General features: G+C 61.0%; 32 protein-coding genes and 1 tRNA gene. 9 read left to right on the top strand and 24 right to left on the bottom strand.

Going from position 1 to position 25,289, the window contains the following annotated elements; all coding sequences use genetic code 11:
• Positions 1–512 precede the first annotated feature (512 nt).
• Complete coding sequence (locus CHC01_RS10750; RefSeq protein WP_089264272.1) at positions 513–707, top strand: hypothetical protein; 195 nt, start codon at positions 513–515, stop codon at positions 705–707.
• Positions 708–770: 63 nt separating this feature from the next.
• On the opposite strand, the gene CHC01_RS10745 is transcribed toward CHC01_RS10750, so the two are convergent.
• The 6 genes from CHC01_RS10745 to CHC01_RS10725 all read right to left on the bottom strand — a co-directional run bounded on the left by CHC01_RS10745 (position 771) and on the right by CHC01_RS10725 (position 6,543).
• The gene (locus tag CHC01_RS10745) at positions 771–1,124 is read right to left on the bottom strand and encodes a response regulator (protein WP_089264271.1); all 354 of its coding nucleotides are present in this window, start codon (positions 1,122–1,124) and stop codon (positions 771–773) included.
• Between the two features lie 66 nt (positions 1,125–1,190).
• A complete protein-coding gene (locus tag CHC01_RS32475; RefSeq protein WP_170849671.1) occupies positions 1,191–1,367 on the bottom strand; it encodes a hypothetical protein in 177 nt (58 codons plus the stop codon).
• A 134-nt stretch (positions 1,368–1,501) separates the two neighbouring features.
• A complete protein-coding gene (locus tag CHC01_RS10740; RefSeq protein WP_089264270.1) occupies positions 1,502–2,116 on the bottom strand; it encodes an Isoquinoline 1-oxidoreductase subunit in 615 nt (204 codons plus the stop codon).
• On the bottom strand, positions 2,113–2,643 hold the full coding sequence (locus CHC01_RS10735) for a (2Fe-2S)-binding protein (RefSeq protein ID WP_089264269.1): 531 nt from the start codon (positions 2,641–2,643) through the stop codon (positions 2,113–2,115). Before CHC01_RS10735 ends, CHC01_RS10740 begins: the two co-directional genes overlap by 4 nt.
• Complete coding sequence (locus CHC01_RS10730; protein WP_089264268.1) at positions 2,640–5,414, bottom strand: xanthine dehydrogenase family protein molybdopterin-binding subunit; 2,775 nt, start codon at positions 5,412–5,414, stop codon at positions 2,640–2,642. The genes CHC01_RS10735 and CHC01_RS10730 overlap by 4 nt, the downstream gene beginning before the upstream one ends.
• A 40-nt stretch (positions 5,415–5,454) precedes the next feature.
• Positions 5,455–6,543: a hypothetical protein gene (locus CHC01_RS10725; RefSeq protein ID WP_089264267.1), complete on the bottom strand. Its 1,089-nt coding sequence runs from the start codon at positions 6,541–6,543 to the stop codon at positions 5,455–5,457.
• A 385-nt stretch (positions 6,544–6,928) separates the two neighbouring features.
• Here CHC01_RS10725 and CHC01_RS10720 point away from each other — a divergent pair, with 385 nt between their 5' ends.
• Positions 6,929–7,357 (top strand): DUF1801 domain-containing protein, encoded by a 429-nt coding sequence (locus tag CHC01_RS10720; RefSeq protein ID WP_089264266.1) that lies wholly within the window; start codon positions 6,929–6,931, stop codon positions 7,355–7,357.
• Between the two features lie 6 nt (positions 7,358–7,363).
• Here CHC01_RS10720 and CHC01_RS32470 read toward each other — a convergent pair whose 3' ends face one another.
• Positions 7,364–7,507 (bottom strand): hypothetical protein, encoded by a 144-nt coding sequence (locus tag CHC01_RS32470; RefSeq protein ID WP_176454554.1) that lies wholly within the window; start codon positions 7,505–7,507, stop codon positions 7,364–7,366.
• Between the two features lie 118 nt (positions 7,508–7,625).
• Between CHC01_RS32470 and CHC01_RS10715 the strand changes: the two genes are divergently transcribed.
• Both CHC01_RS10715 and CHC01_RS10710 read left to right on the top strand, forming a co-directional pair.
• Positions 7,626–8,516 (top strand): FkbM family methyltransferase, encoded by an 891-nt coding sequence (locus CHC01_RS10715; protein WP_089264265.1) that lies wholly within the window; start codon positions 7,626–7,628, stop codon positions 8,514–8,516.
• Between the two features lie 124 nt (positions 8,517–8,640).
• Positions 8,641–9,576 (top strand): TRAP transporter substrate-binding protein, encoded by a 936-nt coding sequence (locus tag CHC01_RS10710; protein ID WP_176454553.1) that lies wholly within the window; start codon positions 8,641–8,643, stop codon positions 9,574–9,576.
• Between the two features lie 15 nt (positions 9,577–9,591).
• Here CHC01_RS10710 and CHC01_RS10705 read toward each other — a convergent pair whose 3' ends face one another.
• The 3 genes from CHC01_RS10705 to CHC01_RS32465 form a co-directional block, all read right to left on the bottom strand.
• Positions 9,592–10,092, bottom strand: a complete 501-nt coding sequence (locus CHC01_RS10705) for an FKBP-type peptidyl-prolyl cis-trans isomerase (RefSeq protein ID WP_244558298.1) — start codon at positions 10,090–10,092, stop codon at positions 9,592–9,594.
• Positions 10,093–10,228: 136 nt separating this feature from the next.
• Positions 10,229–10,408 (bottom strand): hypothetical protein, encoded by a 180-nt coding sequence (locus tag CHC01_RS10695; RefSeq protein ID WP_089264262.1) that lies wholly within the window; start codon positions 10,406–10,408, stop codon positions 10,229–10,231.
• A gap of 137 nt (positions 10,409–10,545) precedes the next feature.
• Positions 10,546–10,707, bottom strand: a complete 162-nt coding sequence (locus CHC01_RS32465; RefSeq protein WP_170849668.1) for a hypothetical protein — start codon at positions 10,705–10,707, stop codon at positions 10,546–10,548.
• Between the two features lie 309 nt (positions 10,708–11,016).
• On the opposite strand from CHC01_RS32465, the gene CHC01_RS10685 reads away from it, so the two are divergent.
• On the top strand, positions 11,017–11,358 hold the full coding sequence (locus CHC01_RS10685; RefSeq protein ID WP_089264260.1) for a DUF6481 family protein: 342 nt from the start codon (positions 11,017–11,019) through the stop codon (positions 11,356–11,358).
• Positions 11,359–11,415: 57 nt separating this feature from the next.
• Here CHC01_RS10685 and CHC01_RS10680 read toward each other — a convergent pair whose 3' ends face one another.
• Entirely contained in the window at positions 11,416–11,904 is a 489-nt protein-coding gene (locus CHC01_RS10680) for a cupin domain-containing protein (RefSeq protein WP_141137081.1), read from the bottom strand.
• A 125-nt stretch (positions 11,905–12,029) separates the two neighbouring features.
• A complete protein-coding gene (locus CHC01_RS10675) occupies positions 12,030–12,272 on the bottom strand; it encodes a pentapeptide MXKDX repeat protein (RefSeq protein WP_089264258.1) in 243 nt (80 codons plus the stop codon).
• 250 nt (positions 12,273–12,522) lie between these two features.
• Between CHC01_RS10675 and dctP the strand changes: the two genes are divergently transcribed.
• Positions 12,523–13,545 (top strand): TRAP transporter substrate-binding protein DctP, encoded by a 1,023-nt coding sequence (dctP, locus tag CHC01_RS10670; RefSeq protein ID WP_089264257.1) that lies wholly within the window; start codon positions 12,523–12,525, stop codon positions 13,543–13,545.
• 27 nt (positions 13,546–13,572) lie between these two features.
• On the opposite strand, the gene CHC01_RS10665 is transcribed toward dctP, so the two are convergent.
• The 4 genes from CHC01_RS10665 to CHC01_RS10650 form a co-directional block, all read right to left on the bottom strand.
• Positions 13,573–14,469 carry a hydroxymethylglutaryl-CoA lyase gene (locus CHC01_RS10665; protein WP_089264256.1) on the bottom strand — a complete coding sequence of 299 codons (897 nt, stop codon included), beginning with the start codon at positions 14,467–14,469 and terminating at the stop codon, positions 13,573–13,575.
• A gap of 32 nt (positions 14,470–14,501) precedes the next feature.
• Positions 14,502–16,514 (bottom strand): acetyl/propionyl/methylcrotonyl-CoA carboxylase subunit alpha, encoded by a 2,013-nt coding sequence (locus tag CHC01_RS10660; RefSeq protein WP_089264693.1) that lies wholly within the window; start codon positions 16,512–16,514, stop codon positions 14,502–14,504.
• 2 nt (positions 16,515–16,516) lie between these two features.
• Positions 16,517–18,121, bottom strand: coding sequence for a carboxyl transferase domain-containing protein (locus CHC01_RS10655; RefSeq protein WP_089264255.1), 1,605 nt, complete (start codon positions 18,119–18,121; stop codon positions 16,517–16,519).
• A 166-nt stretch (positions 18,122–18,287) separates the two neighbouring features.
• Positions 18,288–18,593, bottom strand: coding sequence for an ETC complex I subunit (locus tag CHC01_RS10650; RefSeq protein WP_089264254.1), 306 nt, complete (start codon positions 18,591–18,593; stop codon positions 18,288–18,290).
• Between the two features lie 263 nt (positions 18,594–18,856).
• On the opposite strand from CHC01_RS10650, the gene CHC01_RS10645 reads away from it, so the two are divergent.
• Both CHC01_RS10645 and CHC01_RS10640 read left to right on the top strand, forming a co-directional pair.
• Positions 18,857–20,041 carry an OpgC domain-containing protein gene (locus tag CHC01_RS10645; RefSeq protein ID WP_089264253.1) on the top strand — a complete coding sequence of 395 codons (1,185 nt, stop codon included), beginning with the start codon at positions 18,857–18,859 and terminating at the stop codon, positions 20,039–20,041.
• A 91-nt stretch (positions 20,042–20,132) separates the two neighbouring features.
• Positions 20,133–20,209: transfer RNA gene (locus CHC01_RS10640), tRNA-Pro, on the top strand.
• 21 nt (positions 20,210–20,230) lie between these two features.
• On the opposite strand, the gene CHC01_RS10635 is transcribed toward CHC01_RS10640, so the two are convergent.
• From CHC01_RS10635 to CHC01_RS10615, 5 genes are all read right to left on the bottom strand, one after another.
• Entirely contained in the window at positions 20,231–20,710 is a 480-nt protein-coding gene (locus CHC01_RS10635; protein WP_089264252.1) for a DUF192 domain-containing protein, read from the bottom strand.
• A 164-nt stretch (positions 20,711–20,874) separates the two neighbouring features.
• Positions 20,875–21,534, bottom strand: a complete 660-nt coding sequence (locus CHC01_RS10630; protein ID WP_170849667.1) for a cold-shock protein — start codon at positions 21,532–21,534, stop codon at positions 20,875–20,877.
• A 193-nt stretch (positions 21,535–21,727) separates the two neighbouring features.
• Complete coding sequence (locus CHC01_RS10625; RefSeq protein ID WP_089264251.1) at positions 21,728–22,489, bottom strand: SIR2 family NAD-dependent protein deacylase; 762 nt, start codon at positions 22,487–22,489, stop codon at positions 21,728–21,730.
• Positions 22,490–22,593: 104 nt separating this feature from the next.
• Positions 22,594–22,908: an H-NS histone family protein gene (locus tag CHC01_RS10620; protein ID WP_089264250.1), complete on the bottom strand. Its 315-nt coding sequence runs from the start codon at positions 22,906–22,908 to the stop codon at positions 22,594–22,596.
• A 178-nt stretch (positions 22,909–23,086) separates the two neighbouring features.
• On the bottom strand, positions 23,087–23,326 hold the full coding sequence (locus tag CHC01_RS10615; protein WP_089264691.1) for a hypothetical protein: 240 nt from the start codon (positions 23,324–23,326) through the stop codon (positions 23,087–23,089).
• 138 nt (positions 23,327–23,464) lie between these two features.
• Here CHC01_RS10615 and CHC01_RS10610 point away from each other — a divergent pair, with 138 nt between their 5' ends.
• Complete coding sequence (locus tag CHC01_RS10610) at positions 23,465–23,953, top strand: hypothetical protein (protein WP_210421663.1); 489 nt, start codon at positions 23,465–23,467, stop codon at positions 23,951–23,953.
• 122 nt (positions 23,954–24,075) lie between these two features.
• Here CHC01_RS10610 and CHC01_RS10605 read toward each other — a convergent pair whose 3' ends face one another.
• The 3 genes from CHC01_RS10605 to CHC01_RS10595 form a co-directional block, all read right to left on the bottom strand.
• Complete coding sequence (locus tag CHC01_RS10605; protein ID WP_089264248.1) at positions 24,076–24,273, bottom strand: DUF3606 domain-containing protein; 198 nt, start codon at positions 24,271–24,273, stop codon at positions 24,076–24,078.
• A 116-nt stretch (positions 24,274–24,389) separates the two neighbouring features.
• Entirely contained in the window at positions 24,390–24,638 is a 249-nt protein-coding gene (locus CHC01_RS10600) for a DUF6719 family protein (protein ID WP_139212548.1), read from the bottom strand.
• Positions 24,639–24,799: 161 nt separating this feature from the next.
• Positions 24,800–25,006, bottom strand: a complete 207-nt coding sequence (locus CHC01_RS10595) for a hypothetical protein (protein WP_089264246.1) — start codon at positions 25,004–25,006, stop codon at positions 24,800–24,802.
• Positions 25,007–25,289: the final 283 nt, after the last annotated feature.

The following is a 25,289-nucleotide window of genomic DNA, read 5'->3' as shown; positions in this document are numbered from 1 at the left end:
AGCAGGAATATTCCCGGACTGCTGGTTCATGGCGCTCGTCGGCGGGTGCTGATCAGTTTTGGAATTTGCACCGACAGTCGAGCCGGTGTTGCCTGGAGTCGGGCCCGAACCAGCGTCGCGCATTTCAGTCGTTTTGCTGGTGTTGCATGGACCCGCTTGGACCGACCCGCTACCGAGACCCAGCGTGGCTGCACAAACTAGTACAACTTGGCGTGTTACTTTCATCTGCCTCTCCCTTGGGTAAGACCGGCATAGCCCACGCCCTCGCGAGGATGCCGGCCTTTGCCTTAACCGGCCCGATGACGCCAAGTTCCGAACTCGCTCGGAAACTGAGGCCGCGGATACCTTCTTGATAAAGAGCCTGAGGCGACGCGACAGATGCGTCGCTTTTCCGCACGATCGTATCCCTTAAGAGAGTTCACTTAGCTCACATCAAGCCCAGCTGCGGCGCGCGCGACTTCGCCAAATTAGCCGGCCTTGACACGGCCGCCTTTGAGGCGCCGAACATTACAATGGCAAATAAAGCTCAATTCTCCATTCTCGCTTACCAGCGACGGCCAGGATTCTGGCGTGCAGCTATTTCCCGCAAAGATGGAGCCGTCCTGACCATGAATGGCGTTGCATTGAAAAGCGTTGTCACGTCTGAGGATTTCCCATCAGAAGAAGAGGCTTATACGGATGCCGAGAAGGTTATCCGTATGATTTAGGCAGAGGCTTCCACCAGCGCAGCAGACGCTGCGGTACCGGAATCGATTGCCGACGCCAGCCACCTAACGCATGTTCTCGAACGTCCGCATCGCAGATATCACCGCCGTGGTCAGGTAGGGCTTCGGAATGAAAAGCGCGTTGGCCGGAATCGTCATGGGCCTCGCCTTCCCAGTTGTGATAATAATGTGGATCGGTGGCCACCTGTCACGAACAGCAGCAGCTAGCTTGAGGCCATCCATGGAGCCGGGCATATCGATATCCGTGAATACGAGGTGGATATCCTGGCGGGCCTCTAGGACGGCAATTGCCTGATTGGCGTCGCCGACCTGCAAAACATCGAAGCCTGATTCGACCAATTCTTCGCTGATCAAATCCCGAATGAGGGCTTCATCCTCAACAACCAGCACTGTCGGCATTCCGAAACCTCGAGAGCCAACATGGCACTCCTCCTAAGTTAGTTAGCGTACAATCGTTCCCGATCATTACTTCGGAGACTTGAGATTGGAGTCCCGCCAAGCCCTCGAACGAGCATCCGCTTCGTAGTCTCGAGCTTTCTTCAAGTGAGCCTGCTTGGCATCGCCCTCGGGGAGCTTGCCAGCCTTGTCAGACTGGATTTTCCCCAGCCGGCGGTTTTCTTCAGCGTCGGGCACTTGCTTCATGACACACCTCCGGTTTTTCAGACCGGATAATGGATTTCTATTCAGAGAGTTCCCGCGTAACGAACATACAATCTGTTGGCGCCGGGCCCGTCTACAGAGACAAACGGGACTGGGTCAGACATGGCGTCGTGGCATCAGCCTGGACAGGCCGCGCCGGTCTTCGCCCATGCTTCCACGAGAGCGCCCGCCTCAGCCTGTGTGCCCGGCGCAGGTGCACGTCCGTAACCAGGCGCCCAGGCCCAGCCGACCAGCGTATCCTTGCCAATGTGGTCGATGAGATCCTCGACCTTGCGGCCGCCATTGCGCGCGGGGTCTTTGATCTGCGCGCAGATCTCGGCGACGGTCTTGCCTTCCCACGCCATCTCGCGCGGCGCGAGGTGCCATTCGTGATGACCGGGGATACGGCCGGGTTCGAAATTGGCATCCTTGTGACAGGAGTTGCAGCGCATCGCCGCGGTGCCATGACCGTCCGGGCCACGCGTCACCGGCGGCTGATGCAGACGGCGCGCATCGCCCTGACGCGGCATGTCGCCGGCGGGATGGCAGTTCACGCAGCGCGGATGCGTCAGGACCTTGCCGAGTTCGGTGAAGATCGCCGCCGAGCGTGCATTGATATCGGCGATGCCATTGAAACTCTCCGGGCTAGCCAGCCCTTTCGATGCGCCCTGCCCGGCGGCATAGGCCGTGAGCATGCTCATGCCGAGCGTCGCGACGACAACCAGAGTCTTAACGCGTGTCTCGGCTCTCATCCGCGCGGCTCCTGAATGAGATAGCGCTTCGCGTCGCTGAGGATCACATCGAGCACGGCCTCATGATACTTGAAGTAGCCGGTGCAGCGACACAGATGCCCGTCAAGCGCCTCGGCGATCCGCTCCTCAAGGCCCGCGCGCGGCACAGGCGTCCTGGCCAGTTGCTCAAGCAGCACCTGCCCTTCATTGAGAAAACCGGCGGTACAGTAACCGCACTGGAACGCGAAATGCCTGATGAAGGCCTTCTGCAACGGCGACAGCTCGCCGTTCTTGGCGTGGCCCTCGACCGTGCGGATGGTCTTGCCGTGGAAGCTTGCCGCCGAGGTCACGCAGGTCGGATTGGTGTGGCAGGTGCCGTCGGGCTCGTCGACGATCACGACACAGCTCAGGCACTGGGCGGCGCCGCAGCCGAATTTGGTGCCGGTCATGCCCAGATATTCGCGCAGGAAGTCGTTCATGGAGAGATCGTCGCGGACCTCCGTGGGCGCATGGACCTGTCCGTTGATGGTGATGCCCAGTGTCGTCACGCGAGCGCTCCCTTGAGCATGGCCTGTGTCACCGGCAGCGCCGCGAAGCGGTGACCGATGGCGTCATGGATGGCGTTGAGCAATGCCGGCACGATGGGGATCATCACCACCTCGGCCATGCCCTTCGGCAATTCGTCCGGTGTCAGCGGCGGCATCAGCTCAATCTCGACGTCGCGCAGCGACAGGTCTGATCCCCTGGCCACCAGATATTGACCGAGATTCCATTGCCCGTTGCCGGGTCCGCCCTCAAACGGCGGCAGCGTTTCCAAAAGTGCGTAACCGACGCCCATGGCGAAGCCGCCTTGTGCCTGGCCAATCACGACCTCCGGCACCAGCGCCTGCCCGCATTCGAATGCGGTATAGGCTTTGGCGATGCGCAGCATGCCGGTCGCTTTCTCGATCTCGACCCGGACTGTTGCACCGCATGCCGCTGTATAGGCCGTGCCCATCCGGTTGTTATCGGTTGGCGGGAACAACACGCTGGCACGGTTGATGCGCGTGAATTTGCCGGCGCCACGACGCAGCGCGAGCCCGTCGATCTCGGCGCGATACTGCTCGCCGTTAATGGGAAAACGTGCGCGTGCCCACGACCAGCGCGAGAACCCGTGCGCCACGGCGCCGGTTACCAGATTGCGTGCATGGGCCGCGGCGGCGAGTTTGTCCAACGGCAGCGACGGCAGGCCCGCCATTGTGAGCTGTCCGCCCTTCCACTGCGCCTTGGCAAAGTCCTTGGCGCGTGGATCGCGCGGGCCGATATTCCATAGCGCCAGCGCCGCAGGCCACAGACCGAAGCGGAAGATCACCCGCGCAGCTTCCGCCGCGGCATGGGTACCGACATGGGCACCGATGGAGGCTGACGTGGCCGAACTGATCGACGGCACCCAGCGCGGATCCTTCTCGGCCTTGTCCTGGGTCTTCTGGTCCATGGTGTAGCAATCGCCGGAGGTCACCAGCTCCATCGCGTCGAACACGCCGACCTGCGACACAGCCACCTCGTCAGCGATGCTGCCGAGATGCAATGCCACGCGATTGGCCAGCGCCGTGCCGATGCCGTTGCCCATCTCGACATGGTCGCAGAAAATCGCGATCCTGCCGTCGGGGCTGAGTTCAACGCGACCGTTAGAACTATCGCCGCCGGTGCCGTAGTCCTTGGTCACACAGGCGACGCCGGTGCCGACCAGTATGCCACTGGTCGCGCGCGCCTTCTCTGCAGCTCGTTGCTTCCAGATCGCGTGCTGCTCGAGCTTGTCGAGAACCTCTAAGCTCCGCACCGAGACGATATAGGGATTGCCGGTCATGGTGCGGCCATCCTGCTTCAGGGCATTGCGTCGCCGGAAGTCGATGGGATCGAGCTTCAGCGCAAGCGCCGCCTCGTCGATCAGAACTTCCAGCGCGGTCATGGTCTGCAGCGAACCGTAGCCGCGCATCGAGCCCGCGGTCACGCCGCGGGTATGCTCTGCCACAGTCGTCACATCGACCTTCGGCACGTCATAGATACCAATCGCAGCCGTTGCGGCGCAGGTGGCGACATTGGCCGAGAAATTGGCGAGACCACCGCCATCGAGCACGTGATCGGCGGCGAAGGCCGTGATCTTGCCAGAGGCGCGATCGACCGACATGCGCGAGCGCATCTTGATGGCGTGGCGTTTGATGCCAGCCTGAAATTGCTGATACCGATCGTGCGCCAGCCGCACCGGACGGTCCGGGAAGAATATCGCCGCCAGCGTCACATAGAAAATGAATGGCGTATGGTCGCGGCCGCCGAAACCGCCCCCGACATAGGCGAATTGCGCGTTGATCGCACTCGGCTTGAACGGCGCCTTGGTTTCGCCAAGCAAAAACGCGATTGATTCCGCCGCTTCATACGGCGACTGCACGCCCAGCACCAGTTCGAGCGCCTTGTCTTTTGCGCTGTACCAGCCGAGTCCGCATTCCGGCTCCATAAACATCGGATCGACAGACTGCGTATCGAAGGTGCGGTCCAGCACCAGAGCCGAAGACTCGCTGGCGGCGATCTCGGCACGGATCTGGTCGCCATAGACCGCAGCCTTCTCGTAACCGGCCTCGTTCTTGTGCGCGGTCGAGGACCATACCGGCAGCGCGGACGCCTGGGTACGGCCGGGCGTGACCCAGCCGGCAAGGACCGGCGAGTAGACATCGGGCGCATCGGGCGTGGCGCCGGCAACGCGGGTGAAACGATACGCCGCATAATTCGGCATTACGATCGGGCCGGTCTCCTCGCCAAACTGCACGAAGGTACCATCGCGCAAGGCCATCCGCGCGCGGTCATAGGTGTCGAACTGCTCAAAGATCAGCAGCGCAACGGGCTGGCCCATATAGAGCGGCGTCTTGCCGACGGGACAGAACAGATCGCCTTCATAGTAGGCGGGAACGCGGATGTTGATCCTGGCGAGATCCGCCGCGGTGACGATCACCGTAGGCTTCAGCGCCCCGCTCAGCCGCGCGAGGTCCATGCCAAGATAGACATGGGTGGCATCGGGCGCGCGCACCAAAATCGCATGCGAGGTCTTGGCCGGCCAGCCCGGCAGGTCATTAGCCCGGAAATCCGACGCATAGAGTTTCGAGCCGGTGACCTTGGCGACGCCATCGACACGACCGGCACCGCCGATAGCGGGATTGAGCTTACCCCGCCCCGGCAGTGTCTCGCGTGCCGGGAACGCCACCGGCTCCGCCGCAGCTAGATGCGACAGGCTGAGCGAAATACCGCCAGCCGATACCCACTTCATAAACTCGCGACGCGAAGTCCGCATGCTTCCACCCCTGATCGACAGTCGTCCGCCGCCGCGCCGATTACTTGAGATCGGCGATGGTGGCCGGCCCCGGCCCGGTGGTGATCAGCGTCGGCCACTGGTTCGAGCCGAACGGCACCACGGGCGGCAGGAACGGCGTCATGCCGCGCTTGGCGCTCTCGGCGATGATGGCAGCGCGGGCGTCGCCCCCCATCAATTCATAATCCATCAGGTGATAGTTGCCGAAGAACAGCGAGCCCACCGAGCGATCGGCGATGATGCGGGTCAGCGACTCCAGCATGTCGGCTTGCGTGGTGGTGAACGACACGGTCTCGATCAGCAGCAGACGATCGTTGATGGCCTCCGGCGGGAAGAACTGCGCCAGCACGCTGAACAGCACGTTGTTCTGCCGTGCCACGTAAATCGTGTTGCTCGCGGCATAGGCCTTGTCCCAATCGGGACCCAGCATCTTCTTCCAGTCGCCCAGCACGGTCATCCAGTGATTGACCTGGGTCTGCGCGGCCCAAGTCACGTTCTTCGCAAGGAACGGCGCCTGCTTCTTGCCAAATGTCTCCAGCACATCGAAGGGGATGACGCCCTTGGCGATGCAATCGTCCATGAAAGCCAGGTTGTTCTGCAGGATGGTACGGTTGTTGTCGCGCCAGTCGGCCTGCATCGGCGTGAGATCGAGGCCATCCAGCGCCGACTGCATGCGGCTGCGATAGGCTTTCATCGAGCCGAGCCAGGATTTGTTATCGGGATTGTTGACGTAGGGGCCGACCACCTCGGCCAGTGCCATGGTGCTATGGCCGACTGACTTGAGCAGCTGATAGACCATTGGCACCGAGGGCGCGTCGAGCGGCGGTTTGCCGGGCTGGTACAGCGTAAATTTGCCGCCGGCGCCGGAGAACAGGCCGAGGATCACGGGATGTTTGGCGAGGATGTTGGTGCGGAAGACTTTGGCGGCGTCGCCGTAGAGCTCGAACATGCCGGTGTTGAGCGCGAGCATGTCCTTGGTGGCGGTCTCGGCAGGCGTTGTCGTGGTCAACCCGGAAATCGGCGCCATGTAGGATGGCAGGGTCTGGGCATGGGCGGCGCCGACGCCCCCCAACAGGACAGCTGCGAGAGCGACAGCGTGGCGATACGTCATATCCGGACTCCTCCGAGTCATCTTGGCGACTGCTACTGTCACGACTAACGCAGCACATCTTAAAAATCTGCCTTTCCATTCAGCAGAAATGGTCGCGACATAGTTGACGACAGCAAACACGCCGTGACGGGCGGAATGCTCTCGAACGCGACTGAACTGGATAAGAAAAACGCTACGAATCACGCAAAGCGCCGGTGACTCAAGGCTATACGCAATTTCGTGACACCGGAATTGGTTCGCGATCCGGAATACGCAATACGCAGCGATTTCTCGTCCGTCTGTGGTGGAAGGCTGGACGCCGGAAACAGGCCGGGGTTATTTTCACGACACGTAGATAAGCACCACCAACACGGCTATATGGCGCCGGACGTCTGAGGGGGAGCGCATGGCAAAAAAGACGTCCAGCAAATCGACGGAGATCAACGAGGCAGGTTCTCCCTCCGCGCTGATCGACACGAAGATCAAGGAGCTGGGTGACTGGCGCGGTGAGATGCTCGCTTCCGTCCGAAAGATCATCAGGCAGGCTGTCCCGGACGTGGTCGAGGAATGGAAGTGGCGCGGCGTTCCGGTCTGGGAACAGGCGGGCATCATCTGCACCGGCGAGACCTATAAAGCGGTCGTCAAGATGACCTTCGCGAAGGGCGCATCGCTCGATGATCCGTCAGGCCTGTTCAACTCCAGCCTCGACGGCAACACCCGCCGCGCCATCGATATTCACGAAGGCGACAAGCTCGACGAAAAGGCGCTGAAGGCGCTCATCCGCGCTGCGGTGGCGCTGAACACCTCGACAAAGAAGAAGCCAAAGAAAGCGTGAGCGTCGTTATCTGGCGACCGGCCACGACAGGTCGTAAGACATCACGTAGACGACGATCGCAGCCAGGCACAGAACCACGCCAATCCAGAACAGTGGCGAATGATGGATGGGGCGGCGGCGCGCGGCGTCGTCTCTCTGTTCGTGCTTCATTCCGTCCCCCATTTTCGGCGCAAGCGCCCTGACCGTCCGAATTGTCGCGCGACGTTCTGACACACAGATCGCGCCCGCCGAAGCACGCATTGTCGCACCATTCGCAGGAAAGGTACGCATGCACGGCGCGATTCGACGCAACGATGATGGTTTATCCGCGCTGCTCCAGCCAGCACGGATGACCGATGTCGTCGATATTGGCGCCAATCCCATCGATGGCGACCCGCCCTACAAGCCGATGCTGCAAAGCGGACTTTGCCGCGTTACCGGTTTCGATCCGCATCCGCAGGCATTGGCGCAACTGCAGGCACGCAAGGGCGCGTTTGAGACCTATCTTCCTTATGCCGTCGGCGATGGCGGCAGCCATACGCTGAACATCTGCCGCGGCATCGGCTTTGCCAGCCTGCTGCAGCCTGAGCCGAAGACACTCACGCACTTTCCGAACTTCACAGAGCTCGGACGTGTCGTCGACAGGCTCCCGCTCGATACACGGCGGCTCGACGATATCGCCGAGATCGAGCACATCGATCTCTTGAAGATCGACATTCAGGGTGGCGAACTGTCGGTGTTCAGGAACGGTCGCAGCAAATTGGCAAAGGCCGTCGCCATTCAGACCGAAGTCTCCTTCGTGCCACTCTATGAGAGGCAACCGGTGTTCGGCGACATCGATCTCGAACTGCGCAGCCTCGGCTTCATTCCGCACATGTTCGCGGCCATCAACAAGAAGATGATCGCGCCGATGATGGGCCCCAACCCTGCTGCTGCCATTAATCAACTCGTCGAGGCCGACGTCGTCTATGTCCGGGATTTCATCCAGGCCGAGGCGATGGATAGCGAGCAGCTCAAGCATCTCGCACTGATCGCGCATCATTGCTACGGCTCGTTCGATCTGGCGCTGAATTGCGTGCATCATCTCGCCAGCCGCGGTGCCGTCGCGCCCGATGCCAAGAACCGCTATGTCGCCCTGCTCCAGGCCAATCGCCCCAAAGTAGCTGGCGGCAGACTTTAAACTTCTCCGGTTCCGACGTAACATGGTGTCCGGCGCAGGGGACGCGCCGACGCTTGCATCAGATTCCAGCCAGGACACGGGGCAGACAATGCTTTCTCGGCGCCGACTTTTGCTGACTGCGGGAATGGCGATCGCCTGCCCTGCAGTCCTGCGCGCCGAACCGCTGAAGATGCGCCTCGCCCATAGTCTTCCGACCACCCATCCCGTCCACCCGGCCATGCAGCACTTTGCCGATCTGGCGCGCGAGCGTTCGCAGGGCGAACTCGACATCGCGCTGTTTGCGGACGGCCAGCTCGGTCAGGAAGTCGACCTGCTGTCGCAGGTACAGGCCGGCAAACTGGATTTCCTGAAAGTCAGCGCCAGCGTGCTCGAGCGCTTCCATCCCACCTATAAGGTTCTTAACCTGCCTTTCACCTTCCGCGATCGCTCCCATTGGCTGAAAGTAACGAGCAACGAGATCGGCAGCGACGTTCTGGCCTCAACCACATCGGCGGGTCTCACCGGCCTGACCTTCTACGATGCCGGCGCACGCAGCTTCTATGGCCGAAAACCGATTCTGCATCCCGACGATCTCAAGGGCATGAAGATCCGCATCCAGCCGTCTGAGACGATGGTCAAGCTGATGCAGCTGTTCGGTGCCGAAGGCATCGAGCTGTCATGGAGCAATGTCTATGTCGCGCTGAAGTCGGGATTGGTCGATGGTGCAGAGAACAGCGTGGTGGCGCTGATTGTCGGCAAGCATGCCGAAGTCGCAACGCACTACTCGTTCGACGAACACACCATGATTCCGGATGTACTGCTGGTAGGCGCCGGCCGGCTCAATAGCATGACGCCGAAACAGCGGGAGATCATCCGCGAAGCCGCCGCCCTATCCTATCATCACATGAACAAGCTGTGGACCGCATTCGAGGCGCAAACGCGCCTGCAGGTCGAAGCGATGGGCGTGACATTTGTCACGCCGGACAAGGCCCCCTTCATCGCGAAGGCAGCGCCCCTCGCCGACATCTATGCCGGCGAGGAAGCGTCACGGACGTTGCTGCGCAGGATCGCGCAGGCATAGGTCGTTTGATCGGGCTTATTTGACGCCGAGCAGTTCGACGTCGAAGATCAACGTCGCATTTGGCGGGATCACGCCGCCAGCACCACGCGCGCCATAGCCGAGATCCGGCGGAATGATCAGCGTGCGCTTGCCGCCGACCTTCATGGTGGCGACGCCTTCGTCCCAGCCCTTGATGACACGCGACATGCCGATCGGGAATTCGAACGGCTCGTTGCGATCGACCGACGAGTCGAATTTCTTGCCCTTGACGCCGTTCTCATAGAGCCAGCCGGTGTAATGCATCACGCAGGTCTGGCCCTTGGCCGGCGTTGCGCCGGTGCCGACGGTGGTGTCTTCGATCTGGAGGCCTGAAGCTGTGGTCATGGTTTTTCCTGCGGCTGGCGCCATTTTCTGCGGCGCTTGTTTTTGAGGCGCTTGCGCCATGGCGGAAGAAAGGGAGACGTCGGACACGGCCACGATCATGGCCGCACTGAGCGCGACGGCCGTGGCTCTAACGGCACGCTGGGAGTTTCGCATCATGTCTCCTGGATGGTTGGGTCTGCGAGCGGCGCAGTCATGCCCCGTCATCGCACCGCAACGCAAGTCCTGGCAATGCCGAATCCCGAAGCCGCGATCCATGAAGATCGGTCAATGAGGATGCTTGAATCGGTCCTCAGTCAGGCTTGGAGCTGCGTCGGGCCAGCTGACCCTTGTAATTTTCAAGCAACCGGGTCGCCAACTCTGTCGCCTCATCGCTTGCCTGGATCGAGCGACTGTCGGACATCGGCTCTGCGAGCGAGGCCGGATGTTTGAAGCTGAACGAGCGGATGACGCGATCGATGGCTGCTTGCATGGATAACTCCCGATGGCGACAGGAACTCCGCGTTTCGCGGAAAGTTCCTGATCAGTCAGCCGGAGGGCACCGCAGGTTCAAGGCAGCAGCACGGCCGCTGCAAAGCCGCAACATGGCCATTTTGGCTACAAATGTTGCTAAGCGCCTGCTTCTGCTGCGAATTGCAGCCCTTTGAAAGTCAGTCGCTTGGGGTCGCGAACGCCCGCCAGATACAGGCCGCGAATGAAGTGGGTCACCATGTCGCGATCACAGCCGGTCAGAATGACCACGGCATCGACGGCTGTCTTCTGGGCATCCATATCGGTCCTCGCGCCGCACAGGCGGCCTGCTCCGCGCGCTCCAAATCGCCGGATGACCAAAACATGCCCGATTCCCAGGATTTGCGGATATACGCGGATCACCCCGGCGCAAGCTCCGCCCCAGCCTCGCGCAGGCCTCCTTGCCGGCAAATCATGCGTAAGATTGCCGTAAATCGCAGATAGTTGATGCGTTGCCGCGCTGTCGGCTGTAAACCGCAGCGGAGTTTCGGCCATTGCCTGGGTGTTTGCCCGGCTGCCGCACCCGACAATGACCCACCCCAAACCGAAGAAAGCGACAAGGCCTCGTTCATGTCATTTAAGGAACCCAGCTTCGCGGATCGCCAGAAGGCTGCGATCGAAGCCAAGAAGAACATTCTGAACAAATTCAAGGCAGCACCGGGGCCCGATGATCCTGCCGTGAAGGCGCGCGCCGCCGAGCGCGAAGCCGCTGCCGTCGCACGCGCGGAAGCCAAGGCCATCCGCGACGCTGAGAAGGCCGTCCAGAAGGCTCGCGAAGCCGAAGAAGCCGCCGCCGCTGTAGCCCAGGCTGCGCGCGAAAAGGAAGAAGCCGCGCTTGCCCAGGCCGCGCTGGAAGCCCAGCAGAAAGCCGCCCGCGACGCCCGCTACGCCGCCCGCAAGAAGCGTAAATAAGCACGAGATCAGCGTGCCATCATCCGATGGCACGCTGCCTGAATTGATTGTCCGAGGTCAGTTCGTTTTGCCGAATTGCGGCTCGTCGGGTTTGACGAAATTGTTGCCGCTCGGGCCGTAGCCGGTGATCTGAATCACGGCCCCCTCTTCCCGTGTGCCGTCCCAATGCACCGCACCGGCGGGATGCACCATGTAGCCGCCGGTCTTCATCGGGATCGACTTTTCGGGCACGAAGGCTTCGCCCGTGCCGGTGTACCAGGTGCCCGACAGCACCACGACGTGACGATCTTCGGGATGCTTGTGCGGCTTGCTCATGATGCCGGGCGGCCATTTGATCCGCAGCACATAGATGCCCTGCTTCGAGGGATCGCCATAGAGCGTCGCAACTTCAACGCCGACACCGAACGGATTCTTCCAGACTTCCTCGCCCTGACTGATGCGCACAAAGCCCATCTCGTCGGTGGCGCTCCATGTCGTCACGCTTGGAAAGAGCGTTGCCGCGATCAGACAAGTCGCCGCAACAACGAGGCGTCGTTCTTTTTTCATCATGGCCTCCCAGGCATTTTCTTGTGCGCGGAGGCTATGCCGAGTTTTCAGGTCCAGCAACGAGCAGCGCAACATGACAAGCCCGCCACACGGACGGGCCCGTCACAGCGATGCGGGTGAAGACGTTACTTCTTCATCATTCCGTCTTCCTTCTTCATCATGCCGTCTTTCTTCATGCCATCGTCCTTCTTCATACCGTCGTGAGACATGGCATCCTTCTTCATACCGTCGCCCTTCGACATAGTGTCCCTTTTCATGCCGTCATCCTTGCTCATCTTGTCCTGAGCGAACGCGGCAGGTGCCAGCGCGAGGCTGAGCGAGACGAGCGCGGCGGACACGCCGAGCGCAAACCTGGTGGAGATGGTCATGATGTTTTTCCTCGGATCCATTTCTGAAGCGCGACGTCTGTCGCTATGAACCAGACGTACGGAGGTCGCGGTTTGTTACGTCGCATCAAAAAAGTCTTGATGATGCATCCGATAGCCATTGCGTGCGACGCAACATCACTTGCCCACCGGTTCGGATTGTATAAACGAAGGGACGCGCGGTGACGGAGCAACAGGACGCGGGCGCATTTTGTCCCGCCCGGCACCAGACGAACACTTTCAGGAGTTACGCATGCTGACTCGCCGCCACATCCTTGGATCGGCCCTCGCCGTGCCTGCGATCCTCCGTTGCGGCATCAATACGGCGCAGGCAGCGACTACACTGAAGATTTCGCACCAGTTTCCCGGCGGCAGCATCGACAACGGCGACTTCCGCGACCGACTGGTCCGCACTTTCGCAGCCGCCATTGCCAAGCAGAGTGGCGGCGACCTTGTTGCCGAGGTTTATCCGGATTCGTCGCTCATCAGGGCGGATGCGCAATTTTCCGCCATGCGCAAAGGGACTCTCGATCTCAGCCTTTATCCCTTGCCTTATGCCGGCAATGAATTGCCGGAGGCGAATATCGGCCTGATGCCCGGTCTGGTCTCGACCTACGATCAGGGCCTGCGCTGGAAGAACCTGCCGATCGGCAAGGCACTGAGCGACATTCTCGCCGACAAGGGCATCATGCTGCTGACCTGGGTCTGGCAGGCCGGCGGCGTGGCTAGCCGCTCGCGCCCGCTGGTTGTCCCCGAGGACGCCAAGGGGCTCACGGTACGCGGCGGTTCGCGCGAGATGAACATGATGCTGCAGACTGCCGGCGCGCGCGTGCTCTCAATGCCGTCCAACGAAATTTACGCGGCGATGAAGAGCGGCGCCTGCGATGCCGGCATCACCTCATCGACCAGCCTCATCTCATTCAAGCTGAGCGAAGTCGCCAAGCATCTGACCTCCGGCGCGGGTGCGTCCTACTGGTTCATGCTTGAGCCGCTGATGATGTCCAAGACTGTGTTCGACAAGTTGCCGAAAGCACATCAGGATATTCTGGTCTCGGTCGGCGCCGAGATGGAAGCCTTCGGCAAGGCGGGCGCGCAGCAGGACGATGTCGAAGTGTCCAGGGTCTATGAGAAGGCCGGCGCCAAGGTCAGCGCGCTCGACGCTGCGACCGTCGGCAAGTGGCGCGATATCGCGCGCGACACGGCGTGGAAGGACTACGTCGCCAAGACGCCGCTCACCGCGAACCTTCTCAAGCTCGCGCTGGACGTCCCGGCCTGACGTATCCTGTCGTCCGCCAGGTGGCTCTCAGCGCGTCTTGGCGTTGAGTGCCGAAGCGACACGGCTGACCGGCGCGCGGCCGATCAGAGCGCTGATGGTGTTGGTCGCAGCGAGCAGCTTGTTCATATCGACGCCCGTCGCAATCCCCATGCCTTCCAGCATGTAGACCACATCTTCGGTGCCGACATTGCCGGTCGCACCAGGCGCATAGGGGCACCCGCCGAGACCGCCGGCAGCGCTGTCGACAACGCGACAGCCTTCTTCCATCCCGGCATAGAGATTAGCCAGCGCCTGACCATAAGTGTCGTGGAAGTGCATAGCGAGCTTTGGCATGGGAACCGAGCCAGCAACGGCGCGCAGCATCTGCCGCGCCTTCGACGGCGTCCCGACACCGATCGTGTCACCGAGTGAAACTTCGTAGCAGCCGAGATCAAACAGCGTCTTCGAGACATCGACGACCGCCTGCGGCGCGACGGCGCCATCATAGGGACAACCGAGAACGCAGGACACGTAACCCCGCACGCGGATGCCGTCGGCCTTGGCGCGCTCGATCACCGGCTTGAAGCGCTCGATGGATTCGGCGACCGAGCAATTGATGTTGGCACGCGAAAAGCCTTCCGAGGCCGAGGCGAACACCGCGATGACTTTCGCGCCGACCGCCTTCGCGCCCTCATAGCCCTTCTCGTTCGGCACCAGCACATGGAATTCACCGGGCAAATCGCGCAGGCCGAGAAATACCTGATCCGAACCCATCATTTTGGGGATCGCCTTGGGCGACACGAACGAGCCGACCTCAACCGTATGCAGGCCAGCCCCGACCAACGCCTTCACGAAGGCGATGCGGTCTTCGACCGACACCGGCGTCTTTTCATTCTGCAAACCGTCGCGCGGACCGACCTCGACGATACGAACCAGATCACTCATGCCAATTTCAATCTCACGTGTCTTTCAGAGGATCAGGCGCTCGGCTCGACTTCCGCAAGCTCGACGCCTTCTCCAACGATATCGCCAACCTTGCACTTGATGCGCTTGAGCACGCCGGCAAACGGCGCACGCAATGTCTGCTCCATCTTCATGACTTCCAAGGTCAGGATGGCCGCGCCCTTCTCAAGGGTCGCGCCCTCCTCGGCCAGCAGCGCCACCACGGTGCCGGGCAACGGCGCAACGATCTTGTCCTCGCCGACTTGCTCTTCATCGTCGCCGCCGAACGGATCGACCCAATGCATGTCGAAACGGCCGTGACGCGTACGCAGGTAGAGTTCGTGGCCCTCGATCACCGAAACAATGTGCGAGCGCGCTCCGTCCAGCGTCAGATCGAAATGCTCGTCATCGGCCGCAGCCGTCTCAAACCCCAGTTCGCGAGTGCCGATCGAAATCGTTGCAGGACCGCTGCCGTAATTCAACGTCACGCGCTGCTCGTCCGAACCATGCTTGAATTTGAACACCCGCTGGCGACGCCCGACCGGCATCCAACCAGCCGTCAGCCAGGGCGAGGTACCGGCAGCCCGTGCTGCCTGCTCTTCGCTTGCGACGATGGCGGCGACGGCCGCGCATAGTTCGAGATCGCCAGGCGCCGCCGAGTCCGGCGTCAACACTTTCAATTCACGCTCGATAAAGCCGGTGTCGATGGTGTTGGCACGCACATCCGGATGCGTCACAAGCGCCGACAGGAACGGCGTGTTGGTGACGATGCCGCGAATATCGGTTTCTTCCAGTCCGCGATTGAGCCGGTTGATCGCTGCATCGCGTGTTGGCGCCCAAGCGATCACCTTGGCGAGCATGGCATCGTAATTCGGCGACACCGCATCGCCCTCGCGATAGCCGGCATCAATGCGCAAACCATTGGTTTCCGCGGGCGTGCGCCAGGTGCGGATCCTGCCGACCGACGGCATGAAATTCTTGTGCGGATTCTCGGCGTAAACCCGCGCCTCGATGGCGTGGCCGTTGAGCTTGATCTCGCTTTGCGTCAGCGGCAGCTTTTCGCCAAACGCCACGCGGAGCTGCCACTCGACCAGATCAACGCCGGTGATCAGTTCGGTGACCGGATGCTCGACCTGCAGGCGCGTGTTCATCTCGATGAAGAACACGTCCTTGCCGTCAGAGACGAATTCGATAGTGCCGGCACCGACATAGTTCACCGCGCCTGCGGCCTTGCGTGCAGCCGCGCAAACCGCCTCACGCTGCGCGCCGTTCAACGTCGGCGAAGGCGCCTCTTCGATTACTTTCTGATGCCGTCGCTGCAGCGTACATTCGCGCTCGAACAGCGAGACCAGATTGCCGTGGCTGTCGCCGACGATCTGCACTTCGATGTGGCGGGGATTGTCGACATACTTCTCGATCAGCATACGATCGTCACCGAATGCTGCTTTCGCTTCGCGCTTGGCGCTGACAATGGCCGGAGCCAGTTCAGCCGCCGAGCGCACCACGCGCATGCCACGCCCGCCGCCGCCAGCGGAAGCCTTCACCAGAACCGGGAAGCCGATCTTGTCGGCCGCCTTGGCCAGTGTCGCGTCGTCCTGCGCTTCGCCATGGAAGCCCGGCACCAGTGGCACACCAGCCTTCTCCATCAGTGCCTTGGAGCCCGACTTCGAGCCCATCGCAGTGATCATCTCCGCAGTAGGTCCAACGAAGATCAGGCCGGCATCGGCACAAGCCTGCGCGAACTCGGCGCTCTCCGAGAGAAAGCCGTAGCCGGGATGGATCGCCTCGGCGCCGGTCTTCTTTGCAGCTTCGAGAATGCGCTCGATATTGAGATAGCTGTCGCGCGCACGCGCCGGGCCGATCAACACGGCCTCGTCGGCTTCCGCGACATGCAGCGCATGGCCATCTGCCTCGGAATAGACCGCGACGGTGCGCAAGCCCATGGCCCGCGCGGTACGGATGACGCGGCAGGCTATCTCGCCGCGATTGGCGATCAGGAGCGTGCGAAAGCGGCGATATAAAGCTTTTGAAATTTCGGCTTTGGCCATCATCACATCCTGAACAGGCCGAAGCGCGTCGGCTCGATCGGCGCATTGGCCGACGCTGACAAACCAAGTCCGAGCACCAGGCGCGTATCTGCGGGATCGATCACGCCATCATCCCAGAGGCGCGCCGTTGCGTAATACGGGCTGCCCTGGGTCTCGAACTGGTCGCGTGTCGGCTTGCGAAACGCTTCCTCCTCTTCGGTCGACCAAGTGCCGCCCTTGGCTTCGATATTGTCGCGGCGCAGCTGACTCAGCACCATCGCTGCCTGCTCGCCGCCCATCACCGAGATACGGGCATTGGGCCACATCCACAGAAAGCGCGGGCTGTAGGCGCGGCCGCACATGCCGTAATTGCCGGCGCCGTAGGAGCCGCCGACCACCACAGTGAATTTCGGGACGTTGGCCGTGGCGACAGCTGTCACCAGCTTGGCGCCATCGCGCGCAATGCCGCCGGCTTCGTATTTCTTGCCGACCATGAAGCCGGTGATGTTCTGCAGGAACACCAGCGGGATGTTGCGCTGGCAGCAGAGCTCGATGAAATGCGCGCCCTTCAGCGAGCTCTCGCTGAACAGGATGCCGTTGTTAGCGATGATGCCGACCGGGAAGCCCCAGATATGCGCGAAGCCGCAGATCAGTGTCGTGCCGTAGAGCTTCTTGAATTCGTCGAATTCGGAGCCGTCGACAATGCGCGCGATGATGTCGTGCATGTCGAACGGCTTGCGCGCGTCGGCAGGAATGACACCGTAGAGTTCTTCAGCCGCGTATACGGGATCGCGGGGCGCCTGCATGTTCAATGTGGCCCGCTGTGGTGGCTTCAGCGTCGCGACGATTTTTCGCGCGATGCCGATGGCGTGACCATCGTTCTGTGCGTAGTGATCGGTGACGCCAGACTGCCGCGAATGCACATCCGCGCCGCCAAGTTCTTCGGCGGTGACAACCTCGCCGGTTGCGGCCTTCACCAGCGGCGGACCGCCGAGGAAGATCGTGCCCTGATTGCGCACGATGATGCTCTCGTCGGACATCGCCGGCATATAGGCGCCGCCGGCGGTGCAAGAGCCCATCACGACAGCAATCTGCGGAATGCCCTGCGCCGACATCTGCGCCTGATTGTAGAAGATGCGGCCGAAATGGCGCTCATCTGGAAAGATGTCGTCCTGCTGCGGCAAGAACGCACCGCCGGAGTCCACCATATAGATACACGGCAGATTGTTCTGCCGTGCGATGTCCTGCGCGCGCAGATGCTTCTTCACCGTCATCGGATAGTAAGTGCCGCCCTTGATGGTCGCATCATTGGCGACGATCATGCACTCCCTGCCAGACACTCGGCCGACGCCAGTGATGACGCTGGCGGAATGGACATCGCCGCCATAGAGGCCGTTGGCGGCCAATGGCGAGAGTTCGAGGAAGGCCGTGCCGGGATCGATCATCAGATCGACACGCTCGCGGGCCAGCATCTTGCCACGCGCGGTGTGCTTGGCGCGGGACGCCTTGCCGCCGCCGCCGGCGACCGCACCGAGCTTGTCCTTGAGCTCGGCAACCTGCGCCTTCATCACATCGACATTGCGTTTGAACTCGGCCGAGGTGGGATCGATCGTGGAGCGAAGCGACATCGGCTTCCGTTTCCTGCAGGGTCTGTTTCTTGTTTGCACGGCGGCCCGGCAACGGGCCTGCCATGATGGTGTCACCCCGTCGTGGCGGGACGCAACCCTAACTTTCGGTGCTGGTCAGGGTGAGATTTGGAGCGTTACGGAGGCTGATTTGCCCGCAAACCGGTCGTCAGTGCGACCATGGCTCCGAGCGGCGGAACGCAAAATTGTCGGCATAGGCGATGGTCCGGGGCGCACGCACCTTGGGCTCGATCACCTGATAGGCAATGCCTTCGCGCTCGCAGTAGGCGACCGCCTCTTCCTTGCTGTCGAAGTGGATGGACAGCTGCTGCTTCATGTCACCGGACGACGTCCAGCCCATCAGGGGCTCGATCACCCGCGCCTGCTCCGGCTCATAATCGAGCTGCCAGTCCTTGGTCTTGGCGAGGCCTGCCTGCATGGCATTCTTGGGGGCTTTGAAGATACGTGCGGTCATGGAATGCGATAGCCTTTTAAGGATGGGCCTTCGTCTCGGGATTAGCGTCTCGGGATCGGCCTTGGTCAGCTGCGACACTGCGACAAATTGGTGAAAACGGCGGGGCTGGTATATCCAATTGTCACGAATTTGATCCGTGATTCCGTCGTTTGGCGGCTTCGTTATTGTGTATATTCGTTCCACGGCGTCGTGACAATCGGGGCACGAAGCGGTCTATCTGATCTCGCAATTCGGCATCACGAAGGGCTCCTGAAGCGGCACCCATGGATATTCACGCCATCCTTCCCCCCAAAGGCCGAGACCTTCGGCTGGACCTGTTCCGCGGTATCGCCAACTGGGCGATCTACCTCGATCACATCCCCGACAATGTGGTGAACTGGGTCACCACCCGGAACTATGGTTTCTCCGACGCGGCCGACCTGTTCGTCTTCATCTCCGGCTACACGGCGTCCTTCGTCTACGCCAAGATGATGCTGGAGCGGGGCTTCATCGTCGGCGCTACGCGCCTCACCAAGCGGGTCTGGCAGCTCTATGTCGCCCACGTTATCCTGTTCGTGATCTACATCGCCGCCATCGGCTATGTGGCGCAGCGCTATAATGACCCCGACATCATCAACGAGTTCAACGTTGCCGGTCTGGTCGACAATCCGATCCAGACGCTGACGCAAGGTCTGCTGCTCAAGTTCAAGCCGCTCAATCTCGACGTGCTGCCACTCTATATTGTGCTGATGGGCCTGTTCCCGCCGGTGCTGTGGATGATGCTGCGCAAGCCGGATCTGACGATGCTCGCGTCGCTGGCGCTGTATTTCGCGGCACGCCAGTTCGGCTGGAATCTGCCTGCCTATCCCTACGGCGTCTGGTACTTCAACCCATTCACCTGGCAATTGCTGTTCGTGTTCGGCGCCTGGTTCGCGCTCGGCGGCGCGCTCGAGTCACGCTCGGTGATCCGCTCCAAGGTGCTGCTGTATTTTGGCATCGCCTATCTCTTGTTCTCGCTTGTCATGACCATGGCCGGTCGCTTCCCGGACACCGGCCACATGATCATGCCGGACTGGTTGTTCGACGCGTTCAATCCAAACGACAAGACCAACCTCGCGCCCTATCGCGTGCTGCATTTCGTGATCATCGCCTTCTTCGTCACCCGCTTCGTGCCGAAGGAATGGAAAGGCCTGGAGTGGCCGGTGTTTCAGCCGCTCATCAAATGCGGCCAGCAGTCGCTCGCCGTATTCTGCGTCGGCGTGTTCCTGTCCTTCGTCGGCCACTTCCAGCTGATGATGTCGTCAGGCTCGCTGCTGGCGCAAATATTCGTCAGCGCCGCCGGCATCGGCATCATGACCTGCGTGGCCTATTACATCTCGTGGTCGAAGAAGCAGGACAAGCCGTTGCCGAAGCCGGCTGCTCCCGCAACGTCAGAACAGCAGGCATCGCCGTCGAAAGCCGCAGAATAGACCCGTTGTCGAACATGGTGCGGGACAGGCGAGAAATCGCCGGCAGATGCCTTGCTGCCCCCGGCCTAAGCGTGTATCGACACCGCATCGTCGGGGTATAGCGCAGCCTGGTAGCGCGGCGGTTTTGGGTACCGCAGGTCCTAGGTTCGAATCCTAGTGCCCCGACCATCCCCCATTATATTCAATGACTTAGCGCTTCTTGAACAGCGGATGGACCACCTGGTCCCCGGGCGCGATTCCATATTTTCTGGCGGTACCAGCGACCACTTCGAGAACAGCCCGTGCCGGGCCTCCCGATGAAATGATCTTGAGGGATTGTGGCTCGGTATTCTCCGCGATCCGGAGCACCCGGCCGTCGCCGCTGATGAAGACCATGTCGAGCGAAACGAAGGTGTTCTTCATCCACATGGAGACCTGCTGCTCCGGCGTGAAGTCGAACAGCATACCGCGGCCATCCGCGAGCTCCTTGCGATACATCAGACCGGTCGCCCGCTCCTCGTCGGTCTTGGCGATTTCGACGGAGAACATCCGCACACCTGACTTGGTGACGATTTCGAGCGGCTGGAATTCGGCGGCTGCGGCTGGCTTATAAGGGCCGACAAGGGCCAGAGCGGCGATCACCGCCAGCATCGAGAGGCGGCAGCGGGCGGCGAAGCGAAACAGACTCATGAAGGGCAATCCACGCAAAGAGCCCGGTCAGGACGCCGGGCGGCGCGACCCTAGCCTGACGACGCGTGCCAGCGCCAGACGGTCGTGATGCACAGCCGCGTGATGGCCCTCGGACGGTAAGGCTGGCAGGAAACCCGCAAGAAACTTGGAAAACCGTAGACGGCTTAGTGCGACGAAAGACCCGGCGTACCGCCTTCGGGCTGGATCTCGGCAGCCATCATGCCCTTGGAGCCGGGCCCGAAGCGCACCAGCACATACTGGCCGGGACGCAGCTCGGTCATGCCGAAGCGGCGCAGGGTTTCCATGTGGACGAAGATGTCCGGCGTGCCTTCACCGCAGCTGAGGAAGCCGAAGCCACGCAGCCGGTTGAACCACTTCACCTGCGCCCGCTCGAGACCACTGGTGGGCGTCACGCTGACGTGGGTGCGCGGTGGCAACATCTGCGCCGGATGGATGGCAGTCGACTCGTCCATCGAGACAACGCGGAAAGCCTGATAGCCCTTGGACCGCTGGGTGCATTCAACGACCACACGGGCACCTTCATAGGCCGTCTGGTAGCCGTCGCGGCGAAGCACGGTCACATGCAGGAGCACGTCGGCTGCGCCATTGTCAGGAATGATGAAGCCATAACCCTTGGAAGCATCGAACCACTTGATAACACCGCTGATCTCGACGAGATCGACGGCGTTGCCTTCGCCGACACCCGCAAAGGGGTCGAGTGCGTCGCGGCTTGCGTTGCCTGAAAGCTCATTCCCTGGTCGCGGACCACCCGCTCCGGGAATCAGTCCCCCCAACCGCTTGGACTCAAATGCGTCCGACCCCATGGCCCCGGATCCCACTATCATTTGCGCTGTCAGCCCTGTCAGCGCCATCTCACATGCCCCATCGAAGCTAATTCACGATGGCGCGGTGCGAATCTTTCGATTCGAAGATAACACTGTCGCCTGATCAGCAAAGACAAAAAACGAACACAGTGACAGCTATGAACAGCTTGCGCTCAAACGAATCAGATGCGCATCAATTTCCGACGAATGGTCCGAGCGTTTCGCCGATATCATGGCGAATGACAAGGTCAGCGTGATCGTCCTGCTCGGTCGCCTCATTGTTGATGATGACAAGGCGTGCACCGGCATGTTTCGCCATCATCGGGAATCCCGCTGCGGGCCACACGACGAGCGACGATCCAATCGCAATGAACAGATCGCAGTGCTGCGATAGCTCAGCTGCGCGACGCATCTCATCTTCAGGCATCGCCTGACCGAATGAGATCGTCGCAGCCTTCACGGGCTCGCCGCATACCGTGCAGTCTGGCGCCTGTCTTTCGGAATCGAATCTGCTCTTCACCCAATCGAGCTCATAGCGCCTCGCGCAACCGATGCAGCGCGCATAGGTCGTATTGCCGTGCAGCTCGATCACAGCGTCAGCCTTGAAGCCGGACGCTTGATGCAGGTTGTCGATGTTTTGGGTGATCACAGCAGGAATCTTGCCAGCCTTGTAGAGCGAGGCGAGTGCGCGATGCCCGCGACCAGGCTTGGCCGCAGCGAATGTCTCTTCCATCGCAAAGCGCCGGCGCCAGGCTTCATCGCGTGCGTCCTGACTGGCGACGAACTCGTCGAACGGAATTGGCCGGTTACGGGTCCACAAGCCACCAGGCGAACGGAAATCGGGAATGCCCGTTTCGGTCGAGATCCCCGCGCCGGTGAACGGCACGATGGTTCTGGCTTCGGCGATCATCTCGCCAAGACGATCCACGCCAGTGCGAAGGTCGGTTGCAATCATTGGAAGGTCCGAGAGGGAGTGATCCGACGACAATGCCGCAGACCGGGATCCGGTGCCATGCCGGGATCAACGCATGTTTTGCTTCGTCGCCACGTTTCCTGGATCTATTTCGCTTTGGCGCGTCCATTCCTGGCGGGCTTGTCGATCAAAAAGTCTTCCCGCTTGCGACCGGCGGCGATCTCCTTCGCGAGCCAGCCCGCAACACCGCCGCGCCCGGTCCAGGTCTCTCCCGTTTTGGGATGGCGATACTTCGCCGGAACCTTGATGCCTTTGACGCGGCTGGTTTTGCCGTCGACGTTTCTGATCTGTGCGAGTTGCGCTTGCAATTCGGCGCGGTGCGCTTGCAGTTGCTTGTCGATATCCTCCCGCAATGCGAGGAGTTCGGGAACCGAAAGAGATTTGATATCAAGGGTCGGCATAAACAAGCTCCGATAAAATACGTCCGCACTCCTTCCCCAAGGCGCGCAAAATATGCGCCAGCGTGCGTCAATTAAATGAAATGCGGACGGTGTCAAAACACCACATCAAAATCAAATATCGGGGCGAAGCTGAAATGAGCTCCGCCCTTAAGTAATCAAATACCGATTTGCGAAATCTTTATGCAGCTCGCGAGACATCGGCGGAGAGCTCGCTCTTCGGCAGATCGTCCTTCTTCGGCTTTGCCACCGGTGTTGCCTGAGACTTCTTCACGGACTTGCCGTACTGCGCGAGCCTATCGAGCTCGGCTTCGAGCTCAGCCTGACGCGCAGCAACTTTTTCCGCCAGCTTGTCGGATGCATGATCGCGCAGTGCCGCAAGTTCCTCGATGCTCAGTGAATCCAGATCGATCTTGGCCATGGAAATCTCCGTTTGTTCCGAACTAGCGGTAACATCCATGCGCCGCAAGCGCGGCAGCGCGATCATCCACCGAAGACATCATGATGGATGCAATTCAATTGACGTCGAGCTCACGCTTCGCAGAGAATGGATGCAGGATTGGGGAAACGCGTCATGGCATCTTGGAAAGAAGAGCGTGACCGACTGGTCGCGCAGACGCTCGCATTCGTACAGGAGGTCGCCGCAGCGCATCCGGTCGCGGCCCAGCGACTGAACATCTGGCAACCGCCGAGCCACGCGCCATCGCAAGCGTCCGTTTCAACGCAAACCGTCACCTCGCCTGCCACCGTGGACGCAGATCGCTTGACGGCCCCTACATTGATTGTACATGCGGCGAACGCGGCAATTGAAACCTCGGAGCGTAGTTCGCAGGACATTCCTGTTGCAGTTCCAACCAACGTGCCATCTCCTGCCCGGAGAGATCCGCTTTATTCGGGCCCATCTGAGCGGGCCGAGATCCTCAAGCGCGTTGCTTCGTTCAAGGCTCGCCAGGCCCAGATGATCCACGAGCGCGACGTCTACTACGAAGCCATGCAGACGCGTATCCGAACAACGCTGCGGAACGATTCCGGGCGCGACCGGTTGTAAAGCCGGAGCAGCTTCCCCGATGCTCTGTTTTCAGAAAGCCCCGTCCTCCCCCGGCGGGGCTTTCGCCTTGCGGGCTTCGGCTTGCTGGAGCTTCAACTCGAGGGGACGTCCGTTGGTCCTGGCTATTTGCCGAGGTGTCGCCGCACGGCGGCAACCGACGAGCCGACCTTTTCGATTGCAGCGTTCAGTTCGGTCGGCGAGACGCTCAGCCGATAGGCCCAATAGTCGCGCTGGGTAGCGTCACTGGAATCGATCACCGGCGCCGGCCGGACGCCGCGTTCGGACGCCAGGACGACGGCGACTGGGACGAGACTGATCATGCCGGCAGGGTAACACGTCGCCCGCACAGCCCAAGCGAGCGCTCGCTCCAACGTTAACAGGCGATTGATGCGATCTCGGAAAGTCGTCTAGCCAAAGCAAGCCTTGCCGCGAGCGGCTACTGAACCACCGAGCCCAGCGAGGCCTGGATCTCATTGAGCGGGATGCAAAGCTTTTTGCGGCGCAGGCCGCGAATGGCGCCGGTGACCTTCAAGATCTTGCCGGCCGCACATGACCCGTCCTGGACCAGCGCGCTCTCGTAAGGCGCCAGAATGAGCGGTTCAGCTGTCCGAATGGACTGAGCGGCGGAAGGTGTGGCCAACGCCACCAGAGAAATTCCGAAAGTCCCCAAAACCCAAAAACGCATGGTCGTCCCCAACACAGCAAATACGCACCGGTCCAAGGGTAATCGTTCACGCCCTTCAATTTTTGCAGTCGGCTCTCCCCGAGCCGTTACCGCAACTATTGCCCCGGACCACCGCGAAACACAAAGCAATTTTCGCGCCGATTTCCGGTCTCAGCATAGGGTCAGAGCGTGACCTGCTCGTGACCGCACTCCTTGCAGGTGAAAGACACCCGCGCGACGCCCTTTGGCGCCGAGACCTTGTTCGCCGCGCCGCACTTGCCGCAGGTCGTCATAATCCGTGTGTCGCCCTGCTTCACCACCAGCGCCTTGCGCTCCATGGTCTCGCGGATCAGACGCTCGGCCTCTTCGCGCATTGCCTGCTTGCTCATGCAGCTCTCCTGACAGACGCCGAAGCAAAAGGCCCCGATCGAGCGGCCTTATAACCGATGACGATGACACTCTCCATCGCGATCAAAATCGGGAGCCCCGGATCGCACCATTCCCCTGCAGAATTTCCGTGGATTCCAATCTGCCGCAGCGAGATCCCGATGGACAGAATGGCTGACCTGAACTAGAACAAATAGCGAACATCATTCGCCAATGTTTTATCGGGACGTCACAGGAATCGCCGGGTTGGCGGGGCATACGCGGCTGGAAAACAGGGAGACTGAC

Source organism: Tardiphaga sp. OK246 (assembly GCF_900188215.1).
Taxonomy (GTDB): domain Bacteria; phylum Pseudomonadota; class Alphaproteobacteria; order Rhizobiales; family Xanthobacteraceae; genus Tardiphaga; species Tardiphaga robiniae.
This window is presented reverse-complemented; position numbering and strand designations above follow the sequence as displayed.

What these genes read in the sequence shown, in the direction of transcription:
- CHC01_RS10750 (WP_089264272.1), top strand. Translation starts at nt 513, where the DNA reads ATGGCAAATAAAGCTCAATTCTCCATTCTCGCTTACCAGCGACGGCCA.
- CHC01_RS10745 (WP_089264271.1), bottom strand. Translation starts at nt 1,124, where the DNA reads ATGCCGACAGTGCTGGTTGTTGAGGATGAAGCCCTCATTCGGGATTTG.
- CHC01_RS32475 (WP_170849671.1), bottom strand. Translation starts at nt 1,367, where the DNA reads ATGAAGCAAGTGCCCGACGCTGAAGAAAACCGCCGGCTGGGGAAAATC.
- CHC01_RS10740 (WP_089264270.1), bottom strand. Translation starts at nt 2,116, where the DNA reads ATGAGAGCCGAGACACGCGTTAAGACTCTGGTTGTCGTCGCGACGCTC.
- CHC01_RS10730 (WP_089264268.1), bottom strand. Translation starts at nt 5,414, where the DNA reads ATGCGGACTTCGCGTCGCGAGTTTATGAAGTGGGTATCGGCTGGCGGT.
- CHC01_RS10725 (WP_089264267.1), bottom strand. Translation starts at nt 6,543, where the DNA reads ATGACGTATCGCCACGCTGTCGCTCTCGCAGCTGTCCTGTTGGGGGGC.
- CHC01_RS10720 (WP_089264266.1), top strand. Translation starts at nt 6,929, where the DNA reads ATGGCAAAAAAGACGTCCAGCAAATCGACGGAGATCAACGAGGCAGGT.
- CHC01_RS32470 (WP_176454554.1), bottom strand. Translation starts at nt 7,507, where the DNA reads ATGAAGCACGAACAGAGAGACGACGCCGCGCGCCGCCGCCCCATCCAT.
- CHC01_RS10715 (WP_089264265.1), top strand. Translation starts at nt 7,626, where the DNA reads ATGCACGGCGCGATTCGACGCAACGATGATGGTTTATCCGCGCTGCTC.
- CHC01_RS10710 (WP_176454553.1), top strand. Translation starts at nt 8,641, where the DNA reads ATGGCGATCGCCTGCCCTGCAGTCCTGCGCGCCGAACCGCTGAAGATG.
- CHC01_RS10705 (WP_244558298.1), bottom strand. Translation starts at nt 10,092, where the DNA reads ATGCGAAACTCCCAGCGTGCCGTTAGAGCCACGGCCGTCGCGCTCAGT.
- CHC01_RS10695 (WP_089264262.1), bottom strand. Translation starts at nt 10,408, where the DNA reads ATGCAAGCAGCCATCGATCGCGTCATCCGCTCGTTCAGCTTCAAACAT.
- CHC01_RS32465 (WP_170849668.1), bottom strand. Translation starts at nt 10,707, where the DNA reads ATGGATGCCCAGAAGACAGCCGTCGATGCCGTGGTCATTCTGACCGGC.
- CHC01_RS10685 (WP_089264260.1), top strand. Translation starts at nt 11,017, where the DNA reads ATGTCATTTAAGGAACCCAGCTTCGCGGATCGCCAGAAGGCTGCGATC.
- CHC01_RS10680 (WP_141137081.1), bottom strand. Translation starts at nt 11,904, where the DNA reads ATGAAAAAAGAACGACGCCTCGTTGTTGCGGCGACTTGTCTGATCGCG.
- CHC01_RS10675 (WP_089264258.1), bottom strand. Translation starts at nt 12,272, where the DNA reads ATGACCATCTCCACCAGGTTTGCGCTCGGCGTGTCCGCCGCGCTCGTC.
- dctP (WP_089264257.1), top strand. Translation starts at nt 12,523, where the DNA reads ATGCTGACTCGCCGCCACATCCTTGGATCGGCCCTCGCCGTGCCTGCG.
- CHC01_RS10665 (WP_089264256.1), bottom strand. Translation starts at nt 14,469, where the DNA reads ATGAGTGATCTGGTTCGTATCGTCGAGGTCGGTCCGCGCGACGGTTTG.
- CHC01_RS10660 (WP_089264693.1), bottom strand. Translation starts at nt 16,514, where the DNA reads ATGGCCAAAGCCGAAATTTCAAAAGCTTTATATCGCCGCTTTCGCACG.
- CHC01_RS10655 (WP_089264255.1), bottom strand. Translation starts at nt 18,121, where the DNA reads ATGTCGCTTCGCTCCACGATCGATCCCACCTCGGCCGAGTTCAAACGC.
- CHC01_RS10650 (WP_089264254.1), bottom strand. Translation starts at nt 18,593, where the DNA reads ATGACCGCACGTATCTTCAAAGCCCCCAAGAATGCCATGCAGGCAGGC.
- CHC01_RS10645 (WP_089264253.1), top strand. Translation starts at nt 18,857, where the DNA reads ATGGATATTCACGCCATCCTTCCCCCCAAAGGCCGAGACCTTCGGCTG.
- CHC01_RS10635 (WP_089264252.1), bottom strand. Translation starts at nt 20,710, where the DNA reads ATGAGTCTGTTTCGCTTCGCCGCCCGCTGCCGCCTCTCGATGCTGGCG.
- CHC01_RS10630 (WP_170849667.1), bottom strand. Translation starts at nt 21,534, where the DNA reads ATGGGGTCGGACGCATTTGAGTCCAAGCGGTTGGGGGGACTGATTCCC.
- CHC01_RS10625 (WP_089264251.1), bottom strand. Translation starts at nt 22,489, where the DNA reads ATGATTGCAACCGACCTTCGCACTGGCGTGGATCGTCTTGGCGAGATG.
- CHC01_RS10620 (WP_089264250.1), bottom strand. Translation starts at nt 22,908, where the DNA reads ATGCCGACCCTTGATATCAAATCTCTTTCGGTTCCCGAACTCCTCGCA.
- CHC01_RS10615 (WP_089264691.1), bottom strand. Translation starts at nt 23,326, where the DNA reads ATGGCCAAGATCGATCTGGATTCACTGAGCATCGAGGAACTTGCGGCA.
- CHC01_RS10605 (WP_089264248.1), bottom strand. Translation starts at nt 24,273, where the DNA reads ATGATCAGTCTCGTCCCAGTCGCCGTCGTCCTGGCGTCCGAACGCGGC.
- CHC01_RS10600 (WP_139212548.1), bottom strand. Translation starts at nt 24,638, where the DNA reads ATGCGTTTTTGGGTTTTGGGGACTTTCGGAATTTCTCTGGTGGCGTTG.
- CHC01_RS10595 (WP_089264246.1), bottom strand. Translation starts at nt 25,006, where the DNA reads ATGAGCAAGCAGGCAATGCGCGAAGAGGCCGAGCGTCTGATCCGCGAG.